General features: G+C 63.0%; 20 protein-coding genes. 4 read left to right on the top strand and 16 right to left on the bottom strand.

From position 1 onward, the window contains the following. Position 1: 1 nt before the first annotated feature. Positions 2–634: a 50S ribosomal protein L1 gene (locus tag NATGR_RS01155; protein WP_005580053.1), complete on the bottom strand. Its 633-nt coding sequence runs from the start codon at positions 632–634 to the stop codon at positions 2–4. 258 nt (positions 635–892) lie between these two features. On the opposite strand from NATGR_RS01155, the gene NATGR_RS01150 reads away from it, so the two are divergent. Continuing rightward, the gene (locus NATGR_RS01150; protein ID WP_005580052.1) at positions 893–1495 is read left to right on the top strand and encodes a hypothetical protein; all 603 of its coding nucleotides are present in this window, start codon (positions 893–895) and stop codon (positions 1493–1495) included. Between the two features lie 795 nt (positions 1496–2290). Next, a complete protein-coding gene (locus NATGR_RS01145) occupies positions 2291–3301 on the top strand; it encodes a zinc-dependent alcohol dehydrogenase (RefSeq protein WP_015233208.1) in 1011 nt (336 codons plus the stop codon). 144 nt (positions 3302–3445) lie between these two features. On the opposite strand, the gene NATGR_RS01140 is transcribed toward NATGR_RS01145, so the two are convergent. After that, positions 3446–6523, bottom strand: coding sequence for an MMPL family transporter (locus NATGR_RS01140; protein WP_005580049.1), 3078 nt, complete (start codon positions 6521–6523; stop codon positions 3446–3448). A 105-nt stretch (positions 6524–6628) separates the two neighbouring features. Continuing rightward, positions 6629–7423 carry an alpha/beta fold hydrolase gene (locus tag NATGR_RS01135; RefSeq protein WP_005580048.1) on the bottom strand — a complete coding sequence of 265 codons (795 nt, stop codon included), beginning with the start codon at positions 7421–7423 and terminating at the stop codon, positions 6629–6631. 310 nt (positions 7424–7733) lie between these two features. On the opposite strand from NATGR_RS01135, the gene NATGR_RS01130 reads away from it, so the two are divergent. Next, positions 7734–10388, top strand: a complete 2655-nt coding sequence (locus NATGR_RS01130; protein WP_015233207.1) for a valine--tRNA ligase — start codon at positions 7734–7736, stop codon at positions 10386–10388. A 1-nt stretch (position 10389) separates the two neighbouring features. On the opposite strand, the gene NATGR_RS01125 is transcribed toward NATGR_RS01130, so the two are convergent. From NATGR_RS01125 to NATGR_RS01095, 8 genes are all read right to left on the bottom strand, one after another. Further along, positions 10390–10674, bottom strand: coding sequence for a hypothetical protein (locus NATGR_RS01125; RefSeq protein WP_005580046.1), 285 nt, complete (start codon positions 10672–10674; stop codon positions 10390–10392). Positions 10675–11013: 339 nt separating this feature from the next. After that, a complete protein-coding gene (locus NATGR_RS18630; protein WP_015233206.1) occupies positions 11014–11160 on the bottom strand; it encodes a DUF1328 domain-containing protein in 147 nt (48 codons plus the stop codon). 72 nt (positions 11161–11232) lie between these two features. After that, positions 11233–11628, bottom strand: a complete 396-nt coding sequence (locus NATGR_RS01120) for a helix-turn-helix transcriptional regulator (protein ID WP_005580044.1) — start codon at positions 11626–11628, stop codon at positions 11233–11235. A gap of 242 nt (positions 11629–11870) precedes the next feature. Next, positions 11871–12101: a SelT/SelW/SelH family protein gene (locus tag NATGR_RS01115; protein WP_005580043.1), complete on the bottom strand. Its 231-nt coding sequence runs from the start codon at positions 12099–12101 to the stop codon at positions 11871–11873. Between the two features lie 71 nt (positions 12102–12172). Beyond that, complete coding sequence (gene surE / locus NATGR_RS01110) at positions 12173–12991, bottom strand: 5'/3'-nucleotidase SurE (protein ID WP_005580041.1); 819 nt, start codon at positions 12989–12991, stop codon at positions 12173–12175. Between the two features lie 64 nt (positions 12992–13055). Then, a complete protein-coding gene (locus tag NATGR_RS01105) occupies positions 13056–14531 on the bottom strand; it encodes a small ribosomal subunit Rsm22 family protein (protein WP_005580039.1) in 1476 nt (491 codons plus the stop codon). Then, complete coding sequence (locus tag NATGR_RS01100) at positions 14528–15286, bottom strand: prephenate dehydrogenase/arogenate dehydrogenase family protein (protein WP_005580037.1); 759 nt, start codon at positions 15284–15286, stop codon at positions 14528–14530. The genes NATGR_RS01105 and NATGR_RS01100 overlap by 4 nt, the downstream gene beginning before the upstream one ends. A 62-nt stretch (positions 15287–15348) precedes the next feature. Then, positions 15349–15693: a nucleoside triphosphate pyrophosphohydrolase gene (locus tag NATGR_RS01095; RefSeq protein WP_049887761.1), complete on the bottom strand. Its 345-nt coding sequence runs from the start codon at positions 15691–15693 to the stop codon at positions 15349–15351. Here NATGR_RS01095 and NATGR_RS01090 point away from each other — a divergent pair. Beyond that, complete coding sequence (locus NATGR_RS01090) at positions 15688–16368, top strand: IS6 family transposase (protein WP_015233205.1); 681 nt, start codon at positions 15688–15690, stop codon at positions 16366–16368. The two genes, NATGR_RS01095 and NATGR_RS01090, sit on opposite strands and share 6 nt — an antisense overlap. A 430-nt stretch (positions 16369–16798) precedes the next feature. Here NATGR_RS01090 and NATGR_RS01085 read toward each other — a convergent pair whose 3' ends face one another. From NATGR_RS01085 to NATGR_RS01065, 5 genes are all read right to left on the bottom strand, one after another. Continuing rightward, positions 16799–17152, bottom strand: a complete 354-nt coding sequence (locus NATGR_RS01085; protein ID WP_005580033.1) for a type II toxin-antitoxin system PemK/MazF family toxin — start codon at positions 17150–17152, stop codon at positions 16799–16801. Next, positions 17149–17388, bottom strand: a complete 240-nt coding sequence (locus NATGR_RS01080) for a hypothetical protein (RefSeq protein ID WP_005580032.1) — start codon at positions 17386–17388, stop codon at positions 17149–17151. Before NATGR_RS01080 ends, NATGR_RS01085 begins: the two co-directional genes overlap by 4 nt. Positions 17389–17607: 219 nt before the next feature. Beyond that, a complete protein-coding gene (locus NATGR_RS01075; RefSeq protein WP_005580031.1) occupies positions 17608–18279 on the bottom strand; it encodes a helix-turn-helix domain-containing protein in 672 nt (223 codons plus the stop codon). Between the two features lie 292 nt (positions 18280–18571). Then, positions 18572–19465: an alpha/beta fold hydrolase gene (locus tag NATGR_RS01070; RefSeq protein WP_005580030.1), complete on the bottom strand. Its 894-nt coding sequence runs from the start codon at positions 19463–19465 to the stop codon at positions 18572–18574. A 288-nt stretch (positions 19466–19753) separates the two neighbouring features. Then, positions 19754–20731, bottom strand: a complete 978-nt coding sequence (locus NATGR_RS01065; RefSeq protein WP_015233204.1) for a transcription initiation factor IIB — start codon at positions 20729–20731, stop codon at positions 19754–19756. Between the last annotated feature and the right edge of the window lies 1 nt (position 20732).

Genomic DNA, 20732 nt, shown 5'->3' with positions numbered 1-20732 from the left:
ATCAGGCCACCTCCACGGCCGGGCCCATCGTCGTCTTCACGTAGACGGCGTCGATGTTCTGGGGCCCCTTCTCGAGGTCGGCGTGCAGGCGACGCAGGATGACGTCGATGTTGTCGGCGACGTCTTCGGCATCCATCTCTTCGGAGCCGACGAGCGTGTGGAACGTTCGTCGGTCGCCGGAGCGAAGCTGCACGGTGCTTTTGAGCCGGTTGACGGTTTCGACGACGTCGTCGTCTGGAGCGAGCGGGTCCGGCATCTTCCCTCGGGGACCGAGGATAGTACCCAGATGCCGGGCGATATCTTGCATCATCGCCTCTTCGGCGATGAAGAAGTCCGTCTCGTCGGCCATATCTTTGGCCTCGTCGTCGTCGAGATCGGCGACGTCGTCTTCCGAGAGGACTTCGTCCGCAGCCTCTTCGGCGCGGACTGCAGTCTCTCCCTCGGCGATGACGACGATTCGCGTGTCCTGTCCAGTACCGGATGGAAGGACGACGGACTCGTCAACACGGTTCGACGGTTCGTTCAGGTCTAAGTCGCGCAAGTTGATCGCGAGGTCTACCGTCTCGGTGAAGTTCCGATCGGGCGACTCCTCGAGTGCGCGAGTCACTGCGGTTTCAATATCCGAATCTGCCATCGTTCACCTCCGTAGTACGCAGGGTGTGCTCCTACGGGTCAGTGAAACAGGCAATGCCTGTCTCTGTTGAATCGAGTAGCATGGAAAACTTAAACCCGTCGAACTGGAGCGCGGATTGGGCCGCGTTGGGGAAAGAAAGGCCCAAGTGAACGATCACCACACCTGTCGCCACCAGACGGCTATTTTGCCACGTTCGAGACTCGAGCGACGGATTTCTGAGCAAAAACGTTATCTGTACTGAACGTCTATAGGTTGGGTATGTGGCCAGTAAATTTATATCTGGCGAGTGTCGCGTCCGAGTCCGTCGCAACGGCGGCGGTCGTCGGTGACGCGCTCGAGTTGTTCGCGGGCATCGATCCGCTCGTCCGTACCGGGACGGCGTTGTCCGGGGCTTTGCTCGTCTCGGTGATCGCGCTCGGAATCCTGCAAGAGCACGGCCCCCGCTCGGTGACGAAAGCGCGCCGGAGCCCGATCATTTCGGTCTGTCTCGGGCTCCCTGGGACGTTTGTGGCCGGCGGCCTCACGTCGGCCGGACTGGTCATGACTGGAAACAGTATCGGCGTCTTCTTCGGGGTTCCGCTCGTCGTCCTCGGAGCGCTCGTTCTCCCGACGCTCACGGCGTTTGGACTCGTCGCGATTGGAGCGTCGATCGCAGCCAGGTTTGGCCAGGACCGGCTGGGAGCCGGCGTCGTCGTAGGGAGTCTCCTCGCCGGACTCGCTTCTCTCTCGGTCGCTGCCGCGGTCATCCTGGTCACGGTCGCCGCTTCCCTCGGCGTCGGCGCTGCCCTCCGGGTTCTGGTCGGAACCCGTAGCACGACCCGGCCCGACGAACGGACCGTACCGCCCGCAAACGAGATCTAACCGAAAACCAACGCGAGTTCTCACCCCACCGTATGCGGTCGTCTCTCCAGTAACTGACACACATCGGGTTTCGATCGCCCTCGAGGCGATACACATGGCGGCGGACGCTCGAGCCGACGACCGTCACTGATCGCTGATTGCGAATCTCTCGAGCAACACGGTCGTCGAGGCCACACGGGTGCTGTCGATCGGTGTCTTCGTCGTCCTCTACGCTCTCGAGGGCGATCCGTGACCGTCGTCGTAGGTGAACTGCTGGGACGAACCATCACCTAGCGAGTCTCTGCTGGCAGTCGCTCCACCGCCGAGTTCGAACGGTCGCCGTTTTCCGAACAGGCGCTCGAGCCCGCCAGACCGGCAACGACCAGCCGTTTACACGCGCGACGTGGGTGACCGTGGCACGGGAGTTGTGTCTTTACAGACTGGGCACGGACCCCGCTGTTCGAGGGCCGTCAAGAGAGACGCGCTGGTCGTCCTCGTCGGGACGGTAGGCGGACCCGGTGACGGCTTGTTCACCCGCGTTTCTCGCGGTCGCACTCACAGAGAACCTAGGCGAAAGCCCACGACTTTACAGGTTGTGGGTACCTGACCCAGCGATCGTCGTTCTGGTGCCGGCTAGGTGCCTCCTGCCGGGATTTGCTCGCTGTGACCGGACGTGTCGGCCTCGGCCCGCCGCGTGACTGCCTCACAATTCGTGCAGTTTGGCTAAACAATCAAGTGCTCACTCGTGAAACTGGTTTGCGTCGTGAACTATCGGCATCGGAAACCGGACAATCGACTGATCGAGGGCTCAGGACGATGACCGCACAGACGCTTTATTTCACCGGCCCGCGGACTGTCGAGATTAGATGTCGGGATGTCTGTGACCCCGGTCCCGATGAGTTACGGGTTCGGACAATTGCGTCCGCGATCAGCGCCGGCACCGAACGCCTGATCTACAGTGGCGACGCACCGGCGGAACTCCCCGCCGACGAACAACTCGAGGCGTTCGACGGTGACCTCTCTTTTCCGCTCTCCTACGGCTACGCGGCCGTCGGAGAAGTTACCGCCGTCGGCTCGAACGTCGACGACGACTGGCTCGGCCAACAGGTGTTCGCGTACAACCCACACGAGAGTCACTTCCTCGCCCGACCCGACGACGTCCTGCCAGTTCCCGACGGAGTCTCGGCTCACGAAGCGACGCTGTTTGCGAACCTCGAGACGGCCGTCACCTTCCTGCTGGACGGCGAACCGCTGCTCGGCGAGCGCGTTGCCGTTCTCGGCCAGGGCGTCGTCGGGCTGTTGACGACGGCACTCCTCTCGCAGACGCCGCTCGAGTCGCTCGTCACGTTCGACACCTACGAGCGACGCCGCGAGCGATCGACGGCGTTCGGTGCCGACCGATCGCTCGATCCAGACCGGGAACTACCGGACGCGTTCGTCGACACCGCTGGCGACCGGGCAGACCTCACCTACGAACTCTCGGGTAACCCGGACGCGCTCGACGATGCAATCTCGACGACGGGCTTCGACGGTCGCGTGATCGTCGGTTCCTGGTATGGCACCCGCCCCGCGAGCGTCGAACTCGGCGGCCGGTTTCATCGCGACCGCCTCGAGGTCCGGAGCAGCCAGGTGAGTACGATCGATCCCCGCCTCTCGGGGAGGTGGTCGCGAGAACGGCGTCACGAGCTCACCTGGGAGTGGCTTCAGCGCCTCGAGGTTACGTCGCTTCTCACCCACGAACGACCGCTTTCCGAGGCCCCCGAAGCCTACGAGTTGCTCGAGAAGCGACCGGAAGCGACCATCCAACTGCTTTTCACCTACGAGTGACCGCGCTCGAGCGGTGCCCGGCCGTCCCTCTCAGATACCGTCGTCGCCGGTCACTCCTCGAGACGGGAAGAAACCCCCGTACCGGACGGTCCATCCGAGACCACGCAGCCGCCTCTCGACGAAGTCCCCGCCCGCCCTGCGTGCTCACCACTCGAAGCGTGCGAGCAATCGTTCACGGAGCACGAGCAGACTCGGTAACACCGTGAGACACGCGAGGAACGCGAAACCGATGCTTAGCCCCGTCACGAGACCGAACCGGCGAAGCGGCGGCGCGAGTGCCAGCGCGAGGACGCCGAACCCGGTGGCCGTCGTCAACGCACTGCCGAGCAACGCGCCGCCGGTTCCAGTGATCGTCGCGGTAAGAACGTCGGTGATCGACTCCTGACGGGTCCGGGCCGCTTCGTCCGTTTGGCCTCGTTTCGAGGGATCGGCCCCGATCCGCCTCCGCTCTCGCTCTGTGACGAACCGTTCACCGAAGTGGATACTGTAGTCGACACCGAGTCCGATCGCGAGACTCGTAATGACGGCTGTCTCACTGTTGAAGGGAACGTCGAGCAAGGCCATCGCCCCGAGCAGCCACGCCAGCGCAACGACGACCGGAGCAAGCGTCACGGCACCCAGCGAGAGCGACCGGTGTCGCACCCAGTAGAGAACCGTGAGGAAGACGAGAATCACCACGAGCGTCACGGCAAACGCCTGGACCAGCGTCTCGAGCAGGGCGTCCTGGACGACGGCAGTCGTCACGGGCCCACCGGTCGCGATCGCCGTCACCGCTGTGTCGTCTTCGATTTCTCCTGCGAACGTCCGGGTGTCGTCGGCGACCGTCTGTGCGGACACATCGCCGCGGACACTGACGAGCAAGCGGACCGACTCGTACTCTCCGCCTTCCGTCCGCTCGATGACGGTCGCGGCCTCGTCCGGCGCGGCGTCGTAAAGCACGTCGTACAGCCCCTCGAGATCTTCGTCGGGAACGCCGTCGCCGGTCGTCTCTCGCTCTTCGAACGCCGCCGCGACAGTCTCGTTGTCCGCGGCGACGTCCTCGAGGACCGACAGCGGGCCGTCGACGGCGGCCGTCCCGTCAGGCCGGGTGTCGATCGTACTGTTGCCGGCCACGGCCTCGCCGTCGCGTGCGTCCTCGATCGCGGTCAACGTCCCGGAATCGGTCACGTCACCGCGTATCAGTATGTCCGTCTGTGAGTCGGGGTCCTGGAAGTTGTCCCCGAGGTACGCGGCGTCGTCGCTGATGGTGTAAGTACCGGGAGCGAACGGCTCGGGGAAGGACTTGGTCCACTCGGGGGCGTCCTCGGGCAGGAAGTCCGCCTCGTTGAACTCCGTGTCGATACCCGTCGCACCGTAAGCACCGCCGACGGCAAGCAAGACTGCCAGCAGAACGACCACGAGCGGCACCCGACGCGCCAGCACGACACCGCCAGACAACAGGCGGTTGATCGGTCCCGCACTCACACCGAACGCCGACTTCGTTCGGTCTCGGCCGAACCGGTTCTCGAGGATGCCGTCGACTTCGGCCTTGAGCGCGGGAACGAGAACGCCGAACGCGACGAACGTCGCGAGGATGCCGCCGGCGCTGAGGGTCGCGAAGTCCTGAATCGCGGGTAGCGGACTCACGACGTTCGAGAGGAAGCCAATTCCCGTCGAGAACGTAGCTGCGGCGAGCGCGAGGACGACGCCGCTCAGTCCAGCGACCATCCCGGTCCGGACCCCACGAGCGACGCCACCGTCCGTCCGTTCGTCGCCGGCAGCGAGCACACCGGCTCTCGCCTCCCGGTAGCGCATAATTACGTGCAGCGCGTAGTCGATCGAGAGCCCGATCAGCAGGAACGGGACCGCGATCAGCAACTGACTCATCGGGATCTCGAACCAGCCCATCAGCCCAGCGAGCCAGGTCATCACGACCGCGATGCCGCCGAGTCCGAGCAAAACGTCGACGACGTCGCGGTACGTGATCGCGAGGATGCCCAGAACGAGCACGAGCGCGACGGGCGTGATGATGAGGAAACTGTCGCCGACTGCACTCGAGGAGGCGGCGTCGGTGATTCCCTGGCCGAAGACGAAGCCGTCGTCGAATCGCTGGTCGAACAGCGACTCGACCTCGAGTTGTGCCGCATAGGCCGCTTCGGGCTCTTCGTCCTCGCCACTGTCGTCGTCTTGGAAGAGAAACGTGACTCGGGAGGCGGCTTCGACCTCACCGGGTTCGTAGTCGGCTGGGAGAAACGCCACGGGGTCCTCGTCGCCGGCGTCGGAGTCGGGATCGAGCACGTCAGCGAGCAGTTCCTCGAGTTCATCCTCGGAGCGGTCCTCGAGCGCGTCGACCTGTTCTGCGAGCGTCGGTCCGTCGCTCTCCTCGAACTCCTCGCGGTCCTCCTCGAGCGCTTCGAAGTCGTCTTCGAGTTGCTCGAACTCCGCCTCGAGCAATTCGACCGTCGCGCTGGCGTAGACGCCCTCGAGGCGCTCCTGTAGTTCACCGTACTCGTCGACCGCTTCGGGATCGTCGGTCGTCTGCTCGATCGCGAACAGGCCCGATTCGACCTCACGGGCCTGTGCTGCGAGCTGTGCGTACTCGTCGGCTTCCTCGTCGTCGAGGTCGGCCGCCGCGGTCGTCTCCTCCACGACTCCCGTGAACTGCGCCTCGAGTTCGGCGGCACCCTCCTGGTACTCGGAGTCGGTTTCGTTCGTCGTCGCGTGTAGTTCTTCGTACTCGCGTTGAATCTCGCGACTCTCGTTTATTCCCTCCTCGAGTGCGTCGCTTCTGGCCTCGAGTTCGGCCTGGCGTTCGCCGAGTTCCTCCCCGCGTTGTTCGAACTCGTCGATCCGATCCCCCGTGTGGGCTGTGATCCCGACCACGTTCTCGAGGCCGACGAAGCCGTCGTCGCCGACGGTTTCGTTTATCGACTCGTTCTCGAGGGCGTCCTGCTGGAGGGACAACGACTCGAGCAGCGATGTACGGGTAAGGACGTCGCCACCCTCGTCGCGGACGACAATCTGTGTGACGACGGCGTCGTTCGTGGCGTAGTTGGCATCGACGTACTCGAGGGCAGCCTGCGCGTCGGAGTCGGTTTCGAACTCGCCGATGCCGGCGTCTTCGGTCTCGTTGACGACGGCTCCTGCACCGATCCCGGCAGTCACGAGTAGCAAGACGACGACGACGAGTTTGCTTCGGGCAATCAGGCCGTCGGCGTACCACTCTGCGAGATCACCTGGCATGGCTACTCCAGTCGACGCAGTGATCTCGACTGACTGCTCGCAGCCGCTCCATTAGAATACCGGTCGAACACGGACGCTGATAATGGTTTCCCCCAGAACGACGGGTCACGCCGACGCGTCGACTCGCCGGACGAACTGCTCGACGAGGTTCGTGAACGTCTCCGGCCGGTGGAGGGTACAGACGTGACCGACGCCCTCGAGGACGACCACGTCCGCATCGGCGGCCGCGGCGTGGTCCCGCTCGCCACGGCGCATGATCTCGTCGCGTTCGCCGTTGACCACGAGGACGGGGCCATGATAGGCCCGGAGCGTCGCCCGGACGTCACGTCCCGCAAGGTCCGGTCCCGGCGTGCCGAACTCCCGTGGGAAGATCCCCGACTCGAGGATCTCTCGTTCGTGTTCGGGGTCGAGATCGCGGTTGCGAACCCAGCGTTCGCCGAGTCGCTCGACAGCCCGTTCGACCAGGTCGCTGCGAGTCGCCAACCGCGCGACACCGCCCGTAAGTCGCGTCAGGAGGTTCATCCCCCGGACGGGGTTGGCACTGCTCCCGACGATCACGAGACCGTCGACCTTGTTCGGGTATCGGCTCGCGTACTCCGTGATCACGTAGCCGCCGAGCGAGAGGCCGACGAGGATCGCGTTCCCGTCGGCCAGTTCGTCGACGACGTCGTCGAGCACCGTCAGTGCGTACTCGAGTTCGAACGACTCGTCGGCCCGATTGCCGTGTCCCGGGAGGTCGGGGGCGACGACGCGGTAGTCGTCGGCCAATGCGTCCCGCTGTGGCCCCCACATCTTCCGGGTAACCATCGCGCCGTGGACGAAGACGATCGAGCGGGCGTCGGGCGGACCGACGACGTCGACGCCACGAATCTCCGTCGAGACCGCAGTAGGTCGATCCATAGCGCCTCGTCGTATACCGGGCAGTTCCTTAGTGATGTGCCGGCGGGCGAGCAACGAGCACGCGAAACATCTAACACGCTGCACGTTACTACAGGTGAGTATGATCTGTTTTGCGGCCGGCACGTTTGACGGCCCGCGTGACGCCGTCTTCGTAGGGGCCTCGTAGCCCCGCATTTCCCGCCCCGTTTCGACGGATGTATTGTTCCAGACCGAAATTCACCGATCAACGGCCAGTATCAGCTATGGACGACCGAACACCGACGACTCCGCGATCGACGCACCGACAACGCCCGTCACGGGCGGTGAGAGCATGAGCATGGAACAGGAGCGCGAAGAACCGACCCTCGAGGGTGGCTACGACCCCGAAGCGGTCGAGAACCGCTGGCAGGAGGCGTGGGTCGACGAGGACGTCTACGCCTACGAGAGCGATGCCGAACGCGACCCGAACACCGTCTACGCGATCGACACGCCGCCGCCGACGGTGTCGGGGAGTCTGCACATGGGCCATCTCTACGGCCACACGCTGCAGGACTTCGCGGCGCGCTTCCAGCGGATGCACGACGGCGACGTGCTGTTCCCCTTTGGCTACGACGACAACGGGATCGCCTCCGAGCGCCTGACCGAGAAAGAACTAGACATCCGCCACCAGGACTACGAACGCCGCGAGTTCCAGGAACTCTGTCGCGATGTCTGCTCGGAGTACGAGGCCGAGTTCACCGACAAGATGCAGGGGCTTGGCTGTTCGATCGACTGGGACAACACCTACAAGACGATCGAACCGCGCGTCCAGCGGATCTCCCAGCTCTCCTTTATCGACCTCTACGAGAACGACCGCGAGTACCGCAAGAAAGCACCGGCGATCTGGTGTCCCGACTGCGAGACTGCGATCTCGCAGGTCGAGATGGAAGACGACGAACGCGGCTCACACTTCAACGACGTCGCGTTCGAGGTGACGAGTGCCGGCACCGACCGCGACGAGTTCGTCATCTCTACCACGCGCCCCGAACTGATCCCGGCCTGTGTCTCCGTCTTCGTCCATCCGGACGACGACGAGAATCAGGACCTCGTCGGCGAGACCGCTCGCATCCCGATCTTCGGCCACGAGGTGCCGATCATCGCCGACGAGCGCGTCGACATGGAGAAAGGCAGCGGGATCGTCATGTGCTGTACCTTCGGCGACCAGAAGGACATCGAGTGGTACCAGGCCCACGACCTGCCGCTGCGCGTCGCCATCGACGAGTCCGCGACGATGACCGAACTCGCCGGCGACTACGAGGGCATGTCCACCGAGGAGGCCCGCGAGGCCATCGTCGACGACTTAGAGGAGGAAGGCTACCTCCGTGACCGCTGGGAGATCTCCCACACCGTCCAGGTCCACGAACGCTGTGACACGCCCGTCGAGTTCCGCGTCTCCAAGCAGTGGTACGTCGAGATCTTAGATCACAAAGAGGAGTACCTCGAGGCCGGACGGGAGATGGACTGGTACCCCGAGAAGATGTTTACCCGCTACAAACACTGGATCGAGGGCCTCGAGTGGGACTGGCTCATCTCGCGCCAGCGCGACTCGGGGATTCCGTTCCCGGTCTGGTACTGTGCGGACTGCGACCACGAGATCGTCGCTCGGAAGGAGGAGCTCCCGGTCGATCCTCTCTCCGACGAGCCACACGTCGATTCCTGTCCCGAGTGTGGCGGCGACGAGTTCGTCGCCGAAGAGGACGTCTTCGATACGTGGGCGACCTCCTCGCTGACCCCCCTCATCAACGCCGGCTGGGACTGGGACGCCGATGCAGAGACGTTCACCATGGAGAAGCCGGAACTGTACCCGTTCGACCTGCGTCCCCAGGGCCACGATATCATCTCGTTCTGGCTGTTCCACACCGTCGTCAAGTGTTACGAACACACCGGCGAGGTGCCCTTCGACGCGACGATGATCAACGGCCACGTCTTAGACGAAAACCGCGAGAAGATGTCCAAATCGCGGGGCAACGTCGTCGCGCCCGACGAGGTACTCGCGGAGTACCCCGTCGACGCCGTCCGCTTTTGGGCCGCAAGCGCCGCCGTCGGCGACGACTTCCCGTACCAGGAGAAAGACCTCCGGGCCGGCGAGAAACTGCTACGCAAACTCTGGAACGCCTCGAAGCTGGTCGACAACCTCGCGCCGCGTGCTCCCGACGAACCCACAGAGCTCGAGCCGATCGACCGCTGGCTGCTCGCCGAACTCGACGACGCCATCGAGGAGCTCACGGATCAGTTCGAGAACTACGAGTTCGCGAAAGCCCGCGATCGCCTCCGAACGTTCTTCTGGAACACGTTCTGTGACGACTACCTCGAGATTGCGAAAGAACGCGAGGACAACCCGTCGACGCAGTACGCCTTGCGGACGGCTCACCGCACGTTCCTGGAGCTGTGGGCACCGTTCTTACCCCACGTCACCGAGGAGATCTGGCAGTCCGGTTACGCAGCGGACGGCAACCTCGCAGAGACCAGTGTCCACACCCGCGAGTGGCCGCGACCGCAGGGGTACGACGCCGACCTTGCTGCCGGCGAGACCGCGATGGAGGTCATCTCGGCGCTGCGCCGGTACAAGAGCGAGAACCAACTCCCGCTGAACGCCGATCTCGACGCGGTGGCCGTCTACGGCGAAATCGACGGCTTCGCGGACGCCATCGCGAACGTGATGCACGTCGACGCCCTCGAGGTGCTCGACGACCAACCGGAGATCACCACCGAAGTCGCCGCGATCGACCTCGACTACTCGCAGGTCGGGCCACAGTACGGCGAACAAGTCGGCGAGATCGACGCCGGCATCGAGAGCGGCGAGTACGAAATTGACGACGATGAGAACGTGCTTCGAGTTGCTGGCGAGGAACTCGAGGACGATCTGTTCGAGGTCGAACTCGAGCGTACCTACTCCGGCGAGGGAGAGATGATCGAGACGGCGTCGGCGGTCGTCATCGTCGAGTAAGTTAGATCGTGTCGTCCGTGTCGTACTGTTTCGCCATTCGCGTCGCCTCGGCGGCGTACTGTGTTTCCAGTTCGGGATCGTCAATCGAGCCGAGGTTGGATGGCTCGGCTGCGACCGCTGCGGTCGTCTCCCGGGCGTCGGAGCAGGATGTCAGCGCCCGTTCCTTCCGGAAGTACTGGCTTCCGTCGGTCGTCGCGTACGTGAGCACGATCAGGTTCTGCTCGTCGTCCGAGTAGGTGCGTTCGACCAGCCAGACGCGAGTCGTCTCTGCCGTCCCGTTCGTCATAGTTGCCTGTTCGCCACCGCCCGAGATAAATTTAGAGCGGCTAGGGTCAGTTTCTGAGACGGGTTGCTGTAACGATTTACCGGTGCAACCGCAAGATTGAGCGCGGTTGCACCGTCGATGACTTACAGCAATCCGTACGAGACGGTGTCTGGCCGATCAGTTCCGGTGTAACCGCTTCGGGTCGATTGCACCGGAACATCGGGACGGCAACCCAGACGAGCGAGACAGTTTACCGGCACACCTTCCGTCCGTCGCCGACCCCGGCGGTGCCGTCGGGTCGGCTCGCTCGAGTCGGCCGAAAACGAGGTGCCTGTCGCCACTCGGCGAGCGGTCTCGTGACTACAGCAGGAGCGATAGCACGGCGAGCACGAGAAACAGCAACACGAGCCACTTGGCGATGCTCATCGTGAGTCCGGCGACGCCGGTCGCGCCGAGCGCGCCGGCAACGATCGCGATGACGAAAAACAGCAGTGCAAGTTCTAGCATGGACGAGATAAAGTCCACCAGAGGGAAGGAAATTCGGCCTTCATACGCGGCCGGACCGCAAACTCACTCGGGCTACTCGTTTATATGTGACCGATACCCTTTGGGTTCGAACCCGCGCCGACAGATGACCTCTTTTCGACCGACCGTGATCGCGCTGATCTGGTCATCGTCTTCCATGCGGCTGATGACGTCGGCCAGTCGTTCCTCCGACCAGCCAGTCTCTTCCCGGACAGTCTCCTGGTTGACCCGACCGCCGCGGTTGACAAGCAGCCTGAGAACCTTGTCCTCGTCGGGGAGGGCCCGTTCGTCGACGCCGTACTCGATCTCTTCGGCGTAGCTCAACGTCTCGTCTGTTCGCTGTTCGGCGTCCGATTCTTCCGTCGTCGCGGACTCGTCGGCCGACGAATCGTCGGTCGACCCCCCTGACAAGAGAGACGAGAGACGAGTCCAGAGTGAGTTCAGTACCATGGTTGGCTACGTTTCGTTTGCATGAACGGTGACGATAGCGCTGTCACAGACGACGGTTCGACCGTCGATCCGCGAGCACGCAGTTATCTTTCGTTTCGATTTCATCGCACATATATTTGTATCGCATCCAGCGTACCGACAACGTCGATCGATGCCGATACGGCCTCCCGTGCCGAAGGGAATCGGCCCTGCGACGTGCAAGCCGATCGGTGGGACCTGACACGCGATTTCGGGCACAAACGCTACAGATGCGTTCGAACCTGTCGGACGATCCCATCGACATCGAACTCGTCTTCTGCCTTGTCGAAGACTACCTCGTCGCCGACCCGGACGACGAACACACCATCCGTTCCCGTTCGCAGCGTGACTGCCTCGAGTTCCTCACCGAACGTCGACAGGAGGGCATGCTGGACGTCCTGTGCACGCGAGAGGAAGCCACAGGGAACGCAGTACTCGATCTCGACCGTTACCATAGAGAGACTGTTCGTCACCAGGGTACAAATCACCCGGGATCGCCACCGAATTCTGAAAGTCACCCGAGGCGTCAACTGTCTGGTTCGCCGATCCCGATCTTGGCGTGGTACTGCGTGACGAGTTCTGCGAGCAGTTCGTGGTGGTTCGTCGAGTGGGGGGCGGTCAGCGGTGAGACGCTGCTCCGACCTTCGGTGACGGCGCGACGGTCGGTTCCCTCGGGATCGGGGATCGCCTCGGGATCCATCGACTCCCAGACTCGATCCTTGAGACGAATCCGATCGCCGTCGCGTTCGGCGTCCATCTCGTAGCGTTTCGATGGACGAGTGATCTCGATCGGCGCTGGCTCACCGTCTGCGATCGGCACGTTGACGTTGAGGTACGCGGCGTGCTCGAAGACGCCGGCCTCGAGTGCGTGTTCCGCGAGGAACGTCGTTACGCGAGTCGCTTCTGCAAAATCGTCGGCCTCGAGTGTGACATCCTGGAACGAGATGTCGCCGACGGGGACGTACATCGATGTCGCAATCGCAGGCACGTCGAAGAAGGCGGCTTCGACGGCAGCGCTGATCGTTCCAGACCGCCCGAGGACGTACTCGCCGAGGTTCGCTCCCTCGTTACAGCCAGCGACGACCAGGTCCGGCACCGTCTCCGGCGTGAGCGCGGACAGTCCCGCGACGACGCAATCGGCGGGCGTCCCGTCGAGCGCGTAGCCGAGTTCGTGCTCGTAGACGTCGACCTCGTGTGAGATCGAGCGACCACACGCACTCTGGTCGTTCGCAGGAGCGACGACGGTCACGTCAGCGCGCTCGGAGAGCGCGTCGTACAGCGCCCGGATACCGGTGCTGTCGATCCCGTCGTCGTTGGTCAACAGGATCTCGAGGGAGTCGCTCATACCGGATCGTCGGCCGCCGGTGCGAAAAGAACACCGCTTCCACGTCTCTCGACTTCGCCGTCGGTCAGGTGATCCGGTCGACGATCGTCTCTTCGTCGACGACCAGATTGTACGCCTCTTCGTCGCCGTTCCAGAGCGCGAGAATTCGCTCGAACGAGCAGACGTCGCCGTAATCGGCCTCGAACAACGGCCGGTTGAGTGCCGTCTCCGTAGTCACGACGGCGTAGTGATCGATCGACTCGCTGCCGTCGCTGATCTTGAACAGCGGATTCGACCCCGAACGACCGGCGTCGTCTTCGCTCAGCGATCGGCTCAGTTTCGCCGCGACGATGTCGATCCGATTCGTCACGTGGCGATCCATCTCGGCCATCTTCGCCCAGTCTTCGGTCTCGAGCGAGAAATCGATCCGACGCCGGCCGTCGACGCGCAACAGCGAGTAGGAAAACTGGACGTCGACGTTGACGAACTCGCGGTCCGAAACGTCTGCGGCGTCCTCGAGGTTGCGCTGGAACGACGGCACCTCGAGGTCGGGTCGAACGTCGAACGACCAGCCCCGATCGGACGGCCGTTCGTTCGGCCAGAGCCTGACAGCAGGGCTGTAGACGGTAACTTCTTCGTCCGTCCCGTCGTGGCGGCGTTCGTCCTCGACAGCCCGCTCGAGGTCGCGCAACTGGATGCTCGTGTTCCTGTCTGCGGGTGCCATCGCGAGCAGGGTGCCGTCGGGTGCGAGCGTCTCGAGATACGTCTGCAGGACGGCCTCGGGGTCTTCCAGTTCGCTCAGGACGTTACAGGCGAGCACGAGGTCGAAGCCGTCGTCGGCGTCGCTCGGATCGAACGAGTCGTCGGCGACGGAACTGGGGTCGAACGCCTCGGCAGTCTCCCGGTGGACCGTCGTGTGTACGTTCCGGCCCGTCTCCGCGAGCAGTTTCTCGAGGACATCCGCGGCCGCGCTCGGTTCGATCGCGTGGTACTCGAGTAAGGCGTCGTCAGGGAGGTAGTCAGAGAGACCCAGCGCGGGCCCGCCGACGCCGGCCCCGACGTCGAGCACCCGCAGGTTCCGTCCGAGCAACCCGCGCTCGGCCAGATCGTCGAGTGCGTACTGGATCGCCGCGTAATACCCCGGCAGGTGGTAGATCGCATAGCCCGACGCGACGTCCTCGTCGTACTCGACGTGGCGGCCCTCGAGGTAGCGGTCCTTGAACCGACGGATCGTCGACCGTAGCAGGTTCCCTGCGGCGTCTTCGTGCCAGTCGACACCGTAGCGGTCGACCAGCAACTCCTCGAGTGCGTTTCCGTACTCGGCGGGGAACTCGGTGACCGGTCGCTGGTTTGGCCCGACGGGGTCGTCCTCGACGGGAACGAAGCTCCCGTCATCGCGTTCGATCAGTCCGAGGACGGGCGCGTCTTCGCGGAGGTGCTGGCGAACGACCGCGGGATGAGGTGTCCCCTCGACGTACTCGCAGATCTCCTCGGGGTCGATCGGTCGGACGTTCCGCAGGTACTTCGCGTTCGATCGGATCGCCTCACGCTGGTCGCTCATTCGTGATCACCCTCTTGCCATTGGGCCGCTGCGTCTCGGTACAGTCGCTCGAACTCGTCGCCGTCGGCGGCCGCGATTCGACGTGCTGCCTCCGCGACGACGTCCGCACCGTCGAAGGCGTCCTGGATGTCGGCGTAGACTCGCGGCGTCCCCTCGGTCATCTGTTCGGCGAGTGTCTTCATCTGCTCGTAAATCGGCGTTTCGAACCCCCCGGGGATCGATTCCGACTCCGCCGCCAGCGCAAACGCGAGGACGGCTGCGTGGGTCGTCGCCTGGACCGTCTCCATCGCCTTGTCGTGCTCGGCCGCCGTCGTCTCGTGGCGGTCGTTGCCCCCCATCTCGAGGTCCGCGAGCAACGCCTCCGTTACTGGCCCCTCGCGGTCGCGAACGACCGCGATCGAACCGGGAGCACGCTCGGGGGCAAACAACGGGTGGAGACTCACTCGCTCGCGTTCGGGAGCGTGTTCCCGCATCGCCTCGACGGCTGGTTCCATCACGCCCGAAACGTCGACGACCGCTCGCTCGGCACGATCCGCGTGGGCGGCAACCGCGTCGGTGACGTGTGCCATCGGCACCGCGAAACAGACGACGTCGTAGCGATCGTCAGCCTCGAGATCCGTGACATCGGCATCCCCGACGACGTCGGCGGCTTCGACCGCGGCCTCCGGGTCGACGTCGGCGAACGTGACGGGTGCGTCGATAGCCTGCCCGAACCACGTCCCCATCGATCCCGCGCCGACGATCAGTACGTCCATCGGTGAGTCGTACCGCCCGCCGTCGCAAAAGCCGTTCGATCGTTCGGCTCGAGTGAACTACGCTACTCCACTCGCTCGAGCACGATCCGCTCCGCGAACCGTCCCCGTTCCTGGGCTTTCTCGGAGCGGAGTTCTTGGAGGCGCTCCCTCGAGATTCCCTCGTGGGCCCGGATAGCGTGGACGACCTCGAGTACGTCGGCCAGTTCCTCGATGTCTTTGTCCTCCTGAAACTCCGTGACCTCCTCGGCCAGTTTCTCGAGCAGTCGGCGTTCGTACTCGTCGTCCGCGGTGTGGACGATCGGCGTCTCGCCGTCTTCTTCGATGATCCAGGGGATTTCGTCCCGGACGGCACTGTCTAGATGAGAGTTTGAGGAACGAGCAGGTGGTGGCGAGAAGTGCTCATGCAACTCGCCAACCTGCTCAAAGAGACCGTAGACGTAGATTGTGATGAGGTTTGGGAGAACGAGCGCACCCAGACACCCGTCAGGGTGTTCGGGGTGCGTCTCCATTCGATGGGATTATCGGTTCGAGAAGTCGTCGCAGTGCTCGAATTCCTCGGCATTGGCCGTTCTCACGGCGCGGTCTGGAACTGGACGCACAAACTCTGGGAGGCACAGAGCGACCCGCCGACGGCAGCGCCGTCGCGGGTCGCGGTCGACGAGAAACAGATCGAGGTCGACGGCGAGACAAAGTGGCTGTACGCGACGATCGATACAGAATCGAAACTCCTGCTCGAAATTGACGTGTTCAGTCGCCGCGGGACTGACCCCGCGGCGGCGTTCCTACACCGTCTCATCGAGAAACACGAGATCGGCGATGCGGAGTTTCTTGTCGATGCTGGCGGCTATCTGACTGCCCTTGCACGCCACGACTTGAGCGGCCAGCTCAACTACAGTGATCGAAACCACGTCGAAAAGTGGGTTCAGACCGCCTCAATGCAGATCGACCGCTTTCACTCCTTCTGGCGGGGCAGTCCAACGAGCGCAAGACGGTGGCTGAGACGCTTCAGACATCATTATAACCACGATCGGCCGAATCAAGCACTCGATGGTCGAACACCAGCCGAGGAGGTGCTGAACTAGTACTGTCCCAACCGTCGACCGACGAGTCGAACCGGCCCACGTGGCCGGGTTCGACTCATCAGTGCAGGCTTGGCCCGCCACTAGTACCGTCCCAACCGTCGACTGACGGGTCGAATCGAGCCACACCGCCAGATTCGACCCATCAGTGCAGGCTTGGCCCGCCACTAGTGCTTTGGCAAGCCTGAACGGATGAGTGAAACCGAATGCAGTCGTCTGGGTTCACGCAGCAGTCGACGCTTGGCCGAGTACTAGACAGTGCCGTTCGTATCGAAGGATATGAGCGGTGGACCGATCACTGGAGCCAGCGGACACTACACGTACAGACTGATTGTTTCCTTGAAACAGAACCGTTAGTTCTGGTGTAAAGAATAGTCGTATCATGGTAGCAAGAGCCCTCCAGCGGTTCGCTATACTGATCACAGCAGATACGTTAGTCCAGTCCGAGACTCAGTTTTAGCGCTTCGTCCACTGTCTCCATCGTCTCTGTGTCGAGGCTTCCAAGCACCGAGTGAATCCGCTTTTCGATGGAGATGACACGAATTTGATCGAGGCGAATCGAGGAATTTTTCTCGAACGGTGATTCCGCCGCTTCGACGAGAATCTCGAACGGATAGCCCCGATATGTCCCCGTCGCAGGGGCAACGATAGTCGTACTAGCATTTGTATTCCCAACATCGTTCTGGACGACTACCGCAGGGCGAGTTTTCTTCATTTCGTGCCCTTCCGCAGGAGCAAGTCGAACGATAACGACGTCGCCGCGACGAAGTTCCGAGTCTTCGCTCATTTATCCAGCCCGTCCCACGCCTCGTCCGATTCGTCGTCCCACTCTTCTGCAAGCTCTTCCGCACTCTCAGATGCCTCGCGGTACGCAGCAGCCAGTTCGTCTTCGTCGGGCTGGTCAGATTCTACCTCGACGACGGCAACGGTCACACGCTTGTTCGCATACTCCGTCCCGAGATAGATTCGACCTCGGTCATCGGTCTCGTTCGTTCGGAGGTCCCGAACATCTACTTTTGTCATGTTACCGACTTGGACTTATTGCTGAATAAGCGTTGCCCACTATTACCCACGGCAGATATTTTCCGTAGCTCGTGCCATGGATTTCATCTACCTGAACAAGATGGAGAAACATGGAAACCGGTAGCAAACAACACTAATTTCACGGATCTGCTACTGTTTCTCCCCGCCAATAGCCATCTCTCGCTTGCCAGCCTGAAACTCCACGGACCGAGTTCAATTCTATCGGCTCGAGACGAACTGCTTTTCGAGCGATTCCTCGGTCGTCGGCAGGTCATCGACGAACCGTTTGACGATCGCTTCTTCTGCCCGGTGGAGGGTCTCGCTACAGGTCGACTTCGCGATGTCGAGGTGGTCTGCCAGCTCCGTTAGCGAACACTCCCGGGGCGTATCGTAGTATCCTTCTTCGACGGCAGCGACGACGACCTCGAGCTGTCGTTCGGAGAGCAGTTGGGTTCCGTGGAGCCGTTCGTGGACGTTTTCGATACGATACTGGAGTCCGAAGTTCTCGAGTTGCTCGGCAAGCCCGGCAAGCCGGTCACGTGAGCCGGTGACTTCGATCGTCGCCTCGCCGTCGCTGATCTCGACTGGCAGCTCGATCGGCATTCCCGACTCCCGAGAGGAAAACAGCAACAGTGGTGCCGTCGTCTCGAAGTGAACGGTCGCTTCCTTCTCGCTCCACTGGGCGAGCGTCAGCTCGGTAATCTGGGGATGACCGTCCATGTCGTCGATCACGTCCGGGACGTCCGAGCCGGTGACCCTGACAAGGGCGAACCCGCTGTCCGAGCCCGGTACCGCCGCGAGGACGCGAAACGTCGCCGCCGGATACGCACTCGAGACCTGTTGCACCCAGACTTGCTCGGGCAGGGTGACCGTGAGGGTCGCTTGCACCATAGTGCTGCGTTCTAAACGGCAGTATAAACCCCTGTCTACGAATATGTTCGGTATCATTTTTACTCGGGGGAAACAGATTGACGGACACGTGATAAACAGCTACTTTCGACCGGAACGAAGCAGTACTCGATGATTATTGAGTGAGTTGATCGAACGATAGACGTGCGCGAGATCGGCCCCCGTCACCTGATACGGACTGCTGTCCCGATGTCCCGGCGCGACCGCAGGCGCGCTCGCGGTCGCACCGGCACTGACTGACAGCAAACCGTACGAAAGCCCGACGCCGGACCGACTACAGGTGCTCACACAGCAGATCGACCAGCCGATCGGTCTTTTCGTGCTGGAGCCAGTGGCTCGCGTCCGCGAACAACTCGAGATGTCCGTCGCGACAGTGGTCGTAGCTGTCGAGTGCCAGTTCGCGGACGAGCGCCGTGTCAGCTTCACCCCAAGCGACGAGCGTCGGCGCGTCGACGCGGTCCCGCGGTGAGGGTGACGGATATCGTGCGGTGGCCCTGTACCAGTGTATCATCCCCTCGAGAGCGTCTTCCCGCCGCCACGCACGCCGGTATCGCTCGAGATCCGCGTCGGAGAACGTTCCCGGTGCCGAGGTTCCACGGAGCGCTCGCTCGAGGAGCCGAAAGTCGTCGTACCGACAGAGCCGTTCGGGAAGCCAGGGAAGCTGGAAACTGTAGGCGTACCAGCTCCGACGCAGTTGCTCGGGATTCGAGAGCAACTGTCGTCGAAACGCGGTCGGGTGGGGCGCGTTGACGACGGAGAGTCGGTCGACGACCTCGGGATGGCAAAGCGCGAGGTCCCACGCGACGATCCCGCCCCAGTCGTGGCCGACGATGTCCGCCGTGGCCCGGTCTTCGGTGTCGATCAGCGCCGCCACGTCCCGCGCGAGTTCGGGCCGGCGGTACGCTCGCACCGACTGTGGTTTCTCGCTGCGGTTGTACCCTCGCTGGTCCGGGACTACCACGCGAAAGCCGGCCTCGACGAGCGGCTCGATCATCTCGTGCCACCCGTACCAGAACTCGGGAAAGCCGTGGAGCAATACGACGAGTGGGTCGTCTGGGTCGCCGGCGACTCGCGCGTGCAACCGGAGGCCGTTTACCGACCTGAACGTCGACGTTCCCACGTTCGTCGCGAGCGACGCCGGGTCGACTGCCGGATTCGAGGTGACCATATCGTCGTATACGATCCGATAGAGCTTGAAAACCAGCCTACGAGCGGGTGACGGTCAGATTCGGAGCCGATCTGTCGAACAGAGAGACGGGTCCACGTGCTCGACGTCGCCAGTCTTCGAGTGCACCTTGAGCGTGTCTACGACTTCCGCCAAACGACAGGTGACGGAGCGAACGCCACACTCCGCAGGCGAGCATCGACCTGTTCAGTACGAGCTGGTTAACGCAGTGAACGAACGCGAAAGAGAACGAGTTCGAATACCGTGGTCCGTTCTCACCGGCAGAGTCGGTCAGACTGGCGCACCCTCTTCGGCCTCGAGGAGTTCGTGATACCGGTTGCGGATCGTGACCTCGGAGATGCTTGCGACCTCGCTGACGTCGTTCTGGGTTACTTTCTCGTTGGTCAGCAGCGCTGCGGCGTACACCGCGGCGGCGGCCAGCCCGACGGGAGACTTGCCGCTGTGGATTTCGGCGTCTTTGGCGGTCTTGAGTAACTGGCGTGCGCGCCGTTCGGTCTCGTCGGGGAGGTCGAGGTCGCTCGCGAACCGCGGCACGTAGCTCTCGGGATCGGCCGGCTGGATCTCCAAGCCAAGCTCCCGGACCACGTACCGGTAGGTGCGGGCGATTTCGTCTTTCTCGACGCGGGAGACGGCAGAGATTTCGTCGAGACTGCGGGGGGTGCCGGCCTGTCGGGCGGCGGCGTACAGCGCAGCGGTCGCGACGCCTTCGATCGAGCGACCTGGCAGGAGGTCCTCCTCGAGTGCACGTCGGTAGATGACGCTTGCAGTCTCGCGGACGTTCTCCGGCAGGCCGAGGGCAGAAGCCATCCGGTCGATTTCGCCCAGTGCCTGCTTGAGGTTGCGCTCTTTCGAGTCGCGGGTTCGGAACCGCTCGTTCCAGGTGCGCAGGCGCTGCATCTTCTGGCGCTGGCGACTCGAGAGGGCTTTGCCGTAGGCGTCTTTGTCCTGCCAGCCGATGTTGGTCGACAGCCCCTGGTCGTGCATCATGTTCGTCGTCGGTGCGCCGACCCGGCTTTTCTCGTCTTTCTCTGCGGAATCGAAGGCTCTCCACTCCGGGCCGCGGTCGATTTCTCCTTCGTCGACAACGAGGCCACAGTCCTCACAGACGGTCTCGCCACGTTCGTCGTCGGAGACTAGGCGACCGCTACACTCGGGGCACTGCTCGCGCTCGGTCGTCTCGTCACGGGATTCGACTCGGTCGGCCTGGTGTCGCTGGTCATTGCGGGTTCGTATGCTGGAATCAGTCATG

It is taken from the genome of Natronobacterium gregoryi SP2 (assembly GCF_000230715.2).
GTDB lineage: Archaea > Halobacteriota > Halobacteria > Halobacteriales > Natrialbaceae > Natronobacterium > Natronobacterium gregoryi.
Note: the sequence above shows the minus strand (reverse complement) of the source record. Positions and strands in the feature narration are given on the sequence as shown.

Bases quoted from the DNA above. Each gene is read 5' to 3' on its own strand.
- NATGR_RS01155 (WP_005580053.1), bottom strand. From the start codon at position 634: ATGGCAGATTCGGATATTGAAACCGCAGTGACTCGCGCACTCGAGGAG.
- NATGR_RS01150 (WP_005580052.1), top strand. From the start codon at position 893: ATGTGGCCAGTAAATTTATATCTGGCGAGTGTCGCGTCCGAGTCCGTC.
- NATGR_RS01145 (WP_015233208.1), top strand. From the start codon at position 2,291: ATGACCGCACAGACGCTTTATTTCACCGGCCCGCGGACTGTCGAGATT.
- NATGR_RS01140 (WP_005580049.1), bottom strand. From the start codon at position 6,523: ATGCCAGGTGATCTCGCAGAGTGGTACGCCGACGGCCTGATTGCCCGA.
- NATGR_RS01135 (WP_005580048.1), bottom strand. From the start codon at position 7,423: ATGGATCGACCTACTGCGGTCTCGACGGAGATTCGTGGCGTCGACGTC.
- NATGR_RS01130 (WP_015233207.1), top strand. From the start codon at position 7,734: ATGAGCATGGAACAGGAGCGCGAAGAACCGACCCTCGAGGGTGGCTAC.
- NATGR_RS01125 (WP_005580046.1), bottom strand. From the start codon at position 10,674: ATGACGAACGGGACGGCAGAGACGACTCGCGTCTGGCTGGTCGAACGC.
- NATGR_RS18630 (WP_015233206.1), bottom strand. From the start codon at position 11,160: ATGCTAGAACTTGCACTGCTGTTTTTCGTCATCGCGATCGTTGCCGGC.
- NATGR_RS01120 (WP_005580044.1), bottom strand. From the start codon at position 11,628: ATGGTACTGAACTCACTCTGGACTCGTCTCTCGTCTCTCTTGTCAGGG.
- NATGR_RS01115 (WP_005580043.1), bottom strand. From the start codon at position 12,101: ATGGTAACGGTCGAGATCGAGTACTGCGTTCCCTGTGGCTTCCTCTCG.
- surE (WP_005580041.1), bottom strand. From the start codon at position 12,991: ATGAGCGACTCCCTCGAGATCCTGTTGACCAACGACGACGGGATCGAC.
- NATGR_RS01105 (WP_005580039.1), bottom strand. From the start codon at position 14,531: ATGAGCGACCAGCGTGAGGCGATCCGATCGAACGCGAAGTACCTGCGG.
- NATGR_RS01100 (WP_005580037.1), bottom strand. From the start codon at position 15,286: ATGGACGTACTGATCGTCGGCGCGGGATCGATGGGGACGTGGTTCGGG.
- NATGR_RS01090 (WP_015233205.1), top strand. From the start codon at position 15,688: ATGCAACTCGCCAACCTGCTCAAAGAGACCGTAGACGTAGATTGTGAT.
- NATGR_RS01085 (WP_005580033.1), bottom strand. From the start codon at position 17,152: ATGAGCGAAGACTCGGAACTTCGTCGCGGCGACGTCGTTATCGTTCGA.
- NATGR_RS01080 (WP_005580032.1), bottom strand. From the start codon at position 17,388: ATGACAAAAGTAGATGTTCGGGACCTCCGAACGAACGAGACCGATGAC.
- NATGR_RS01075 (WP_005580031.1), bottom strand. From the start codon at position 18,279: ATGGTGCAAGCGACCCTCACGGTCACCCTGCCCGAGCAAGTCTGGGTG.
- NATGR_RS01070 (WP_005580030.1), bottom strand. From the start codon at position 19,465: ATGGTCACCTCGAATCCGGCAGTCGACCCGGCGTCGCTCGCGACGAAC.
- NATGR_RS01065 (WP_015233204.1), bottom strand. From the start codon at position 20,731: ATGACTGATTCCAGCATACGAACCCGCAATGACCAGCGACACCAGGCC.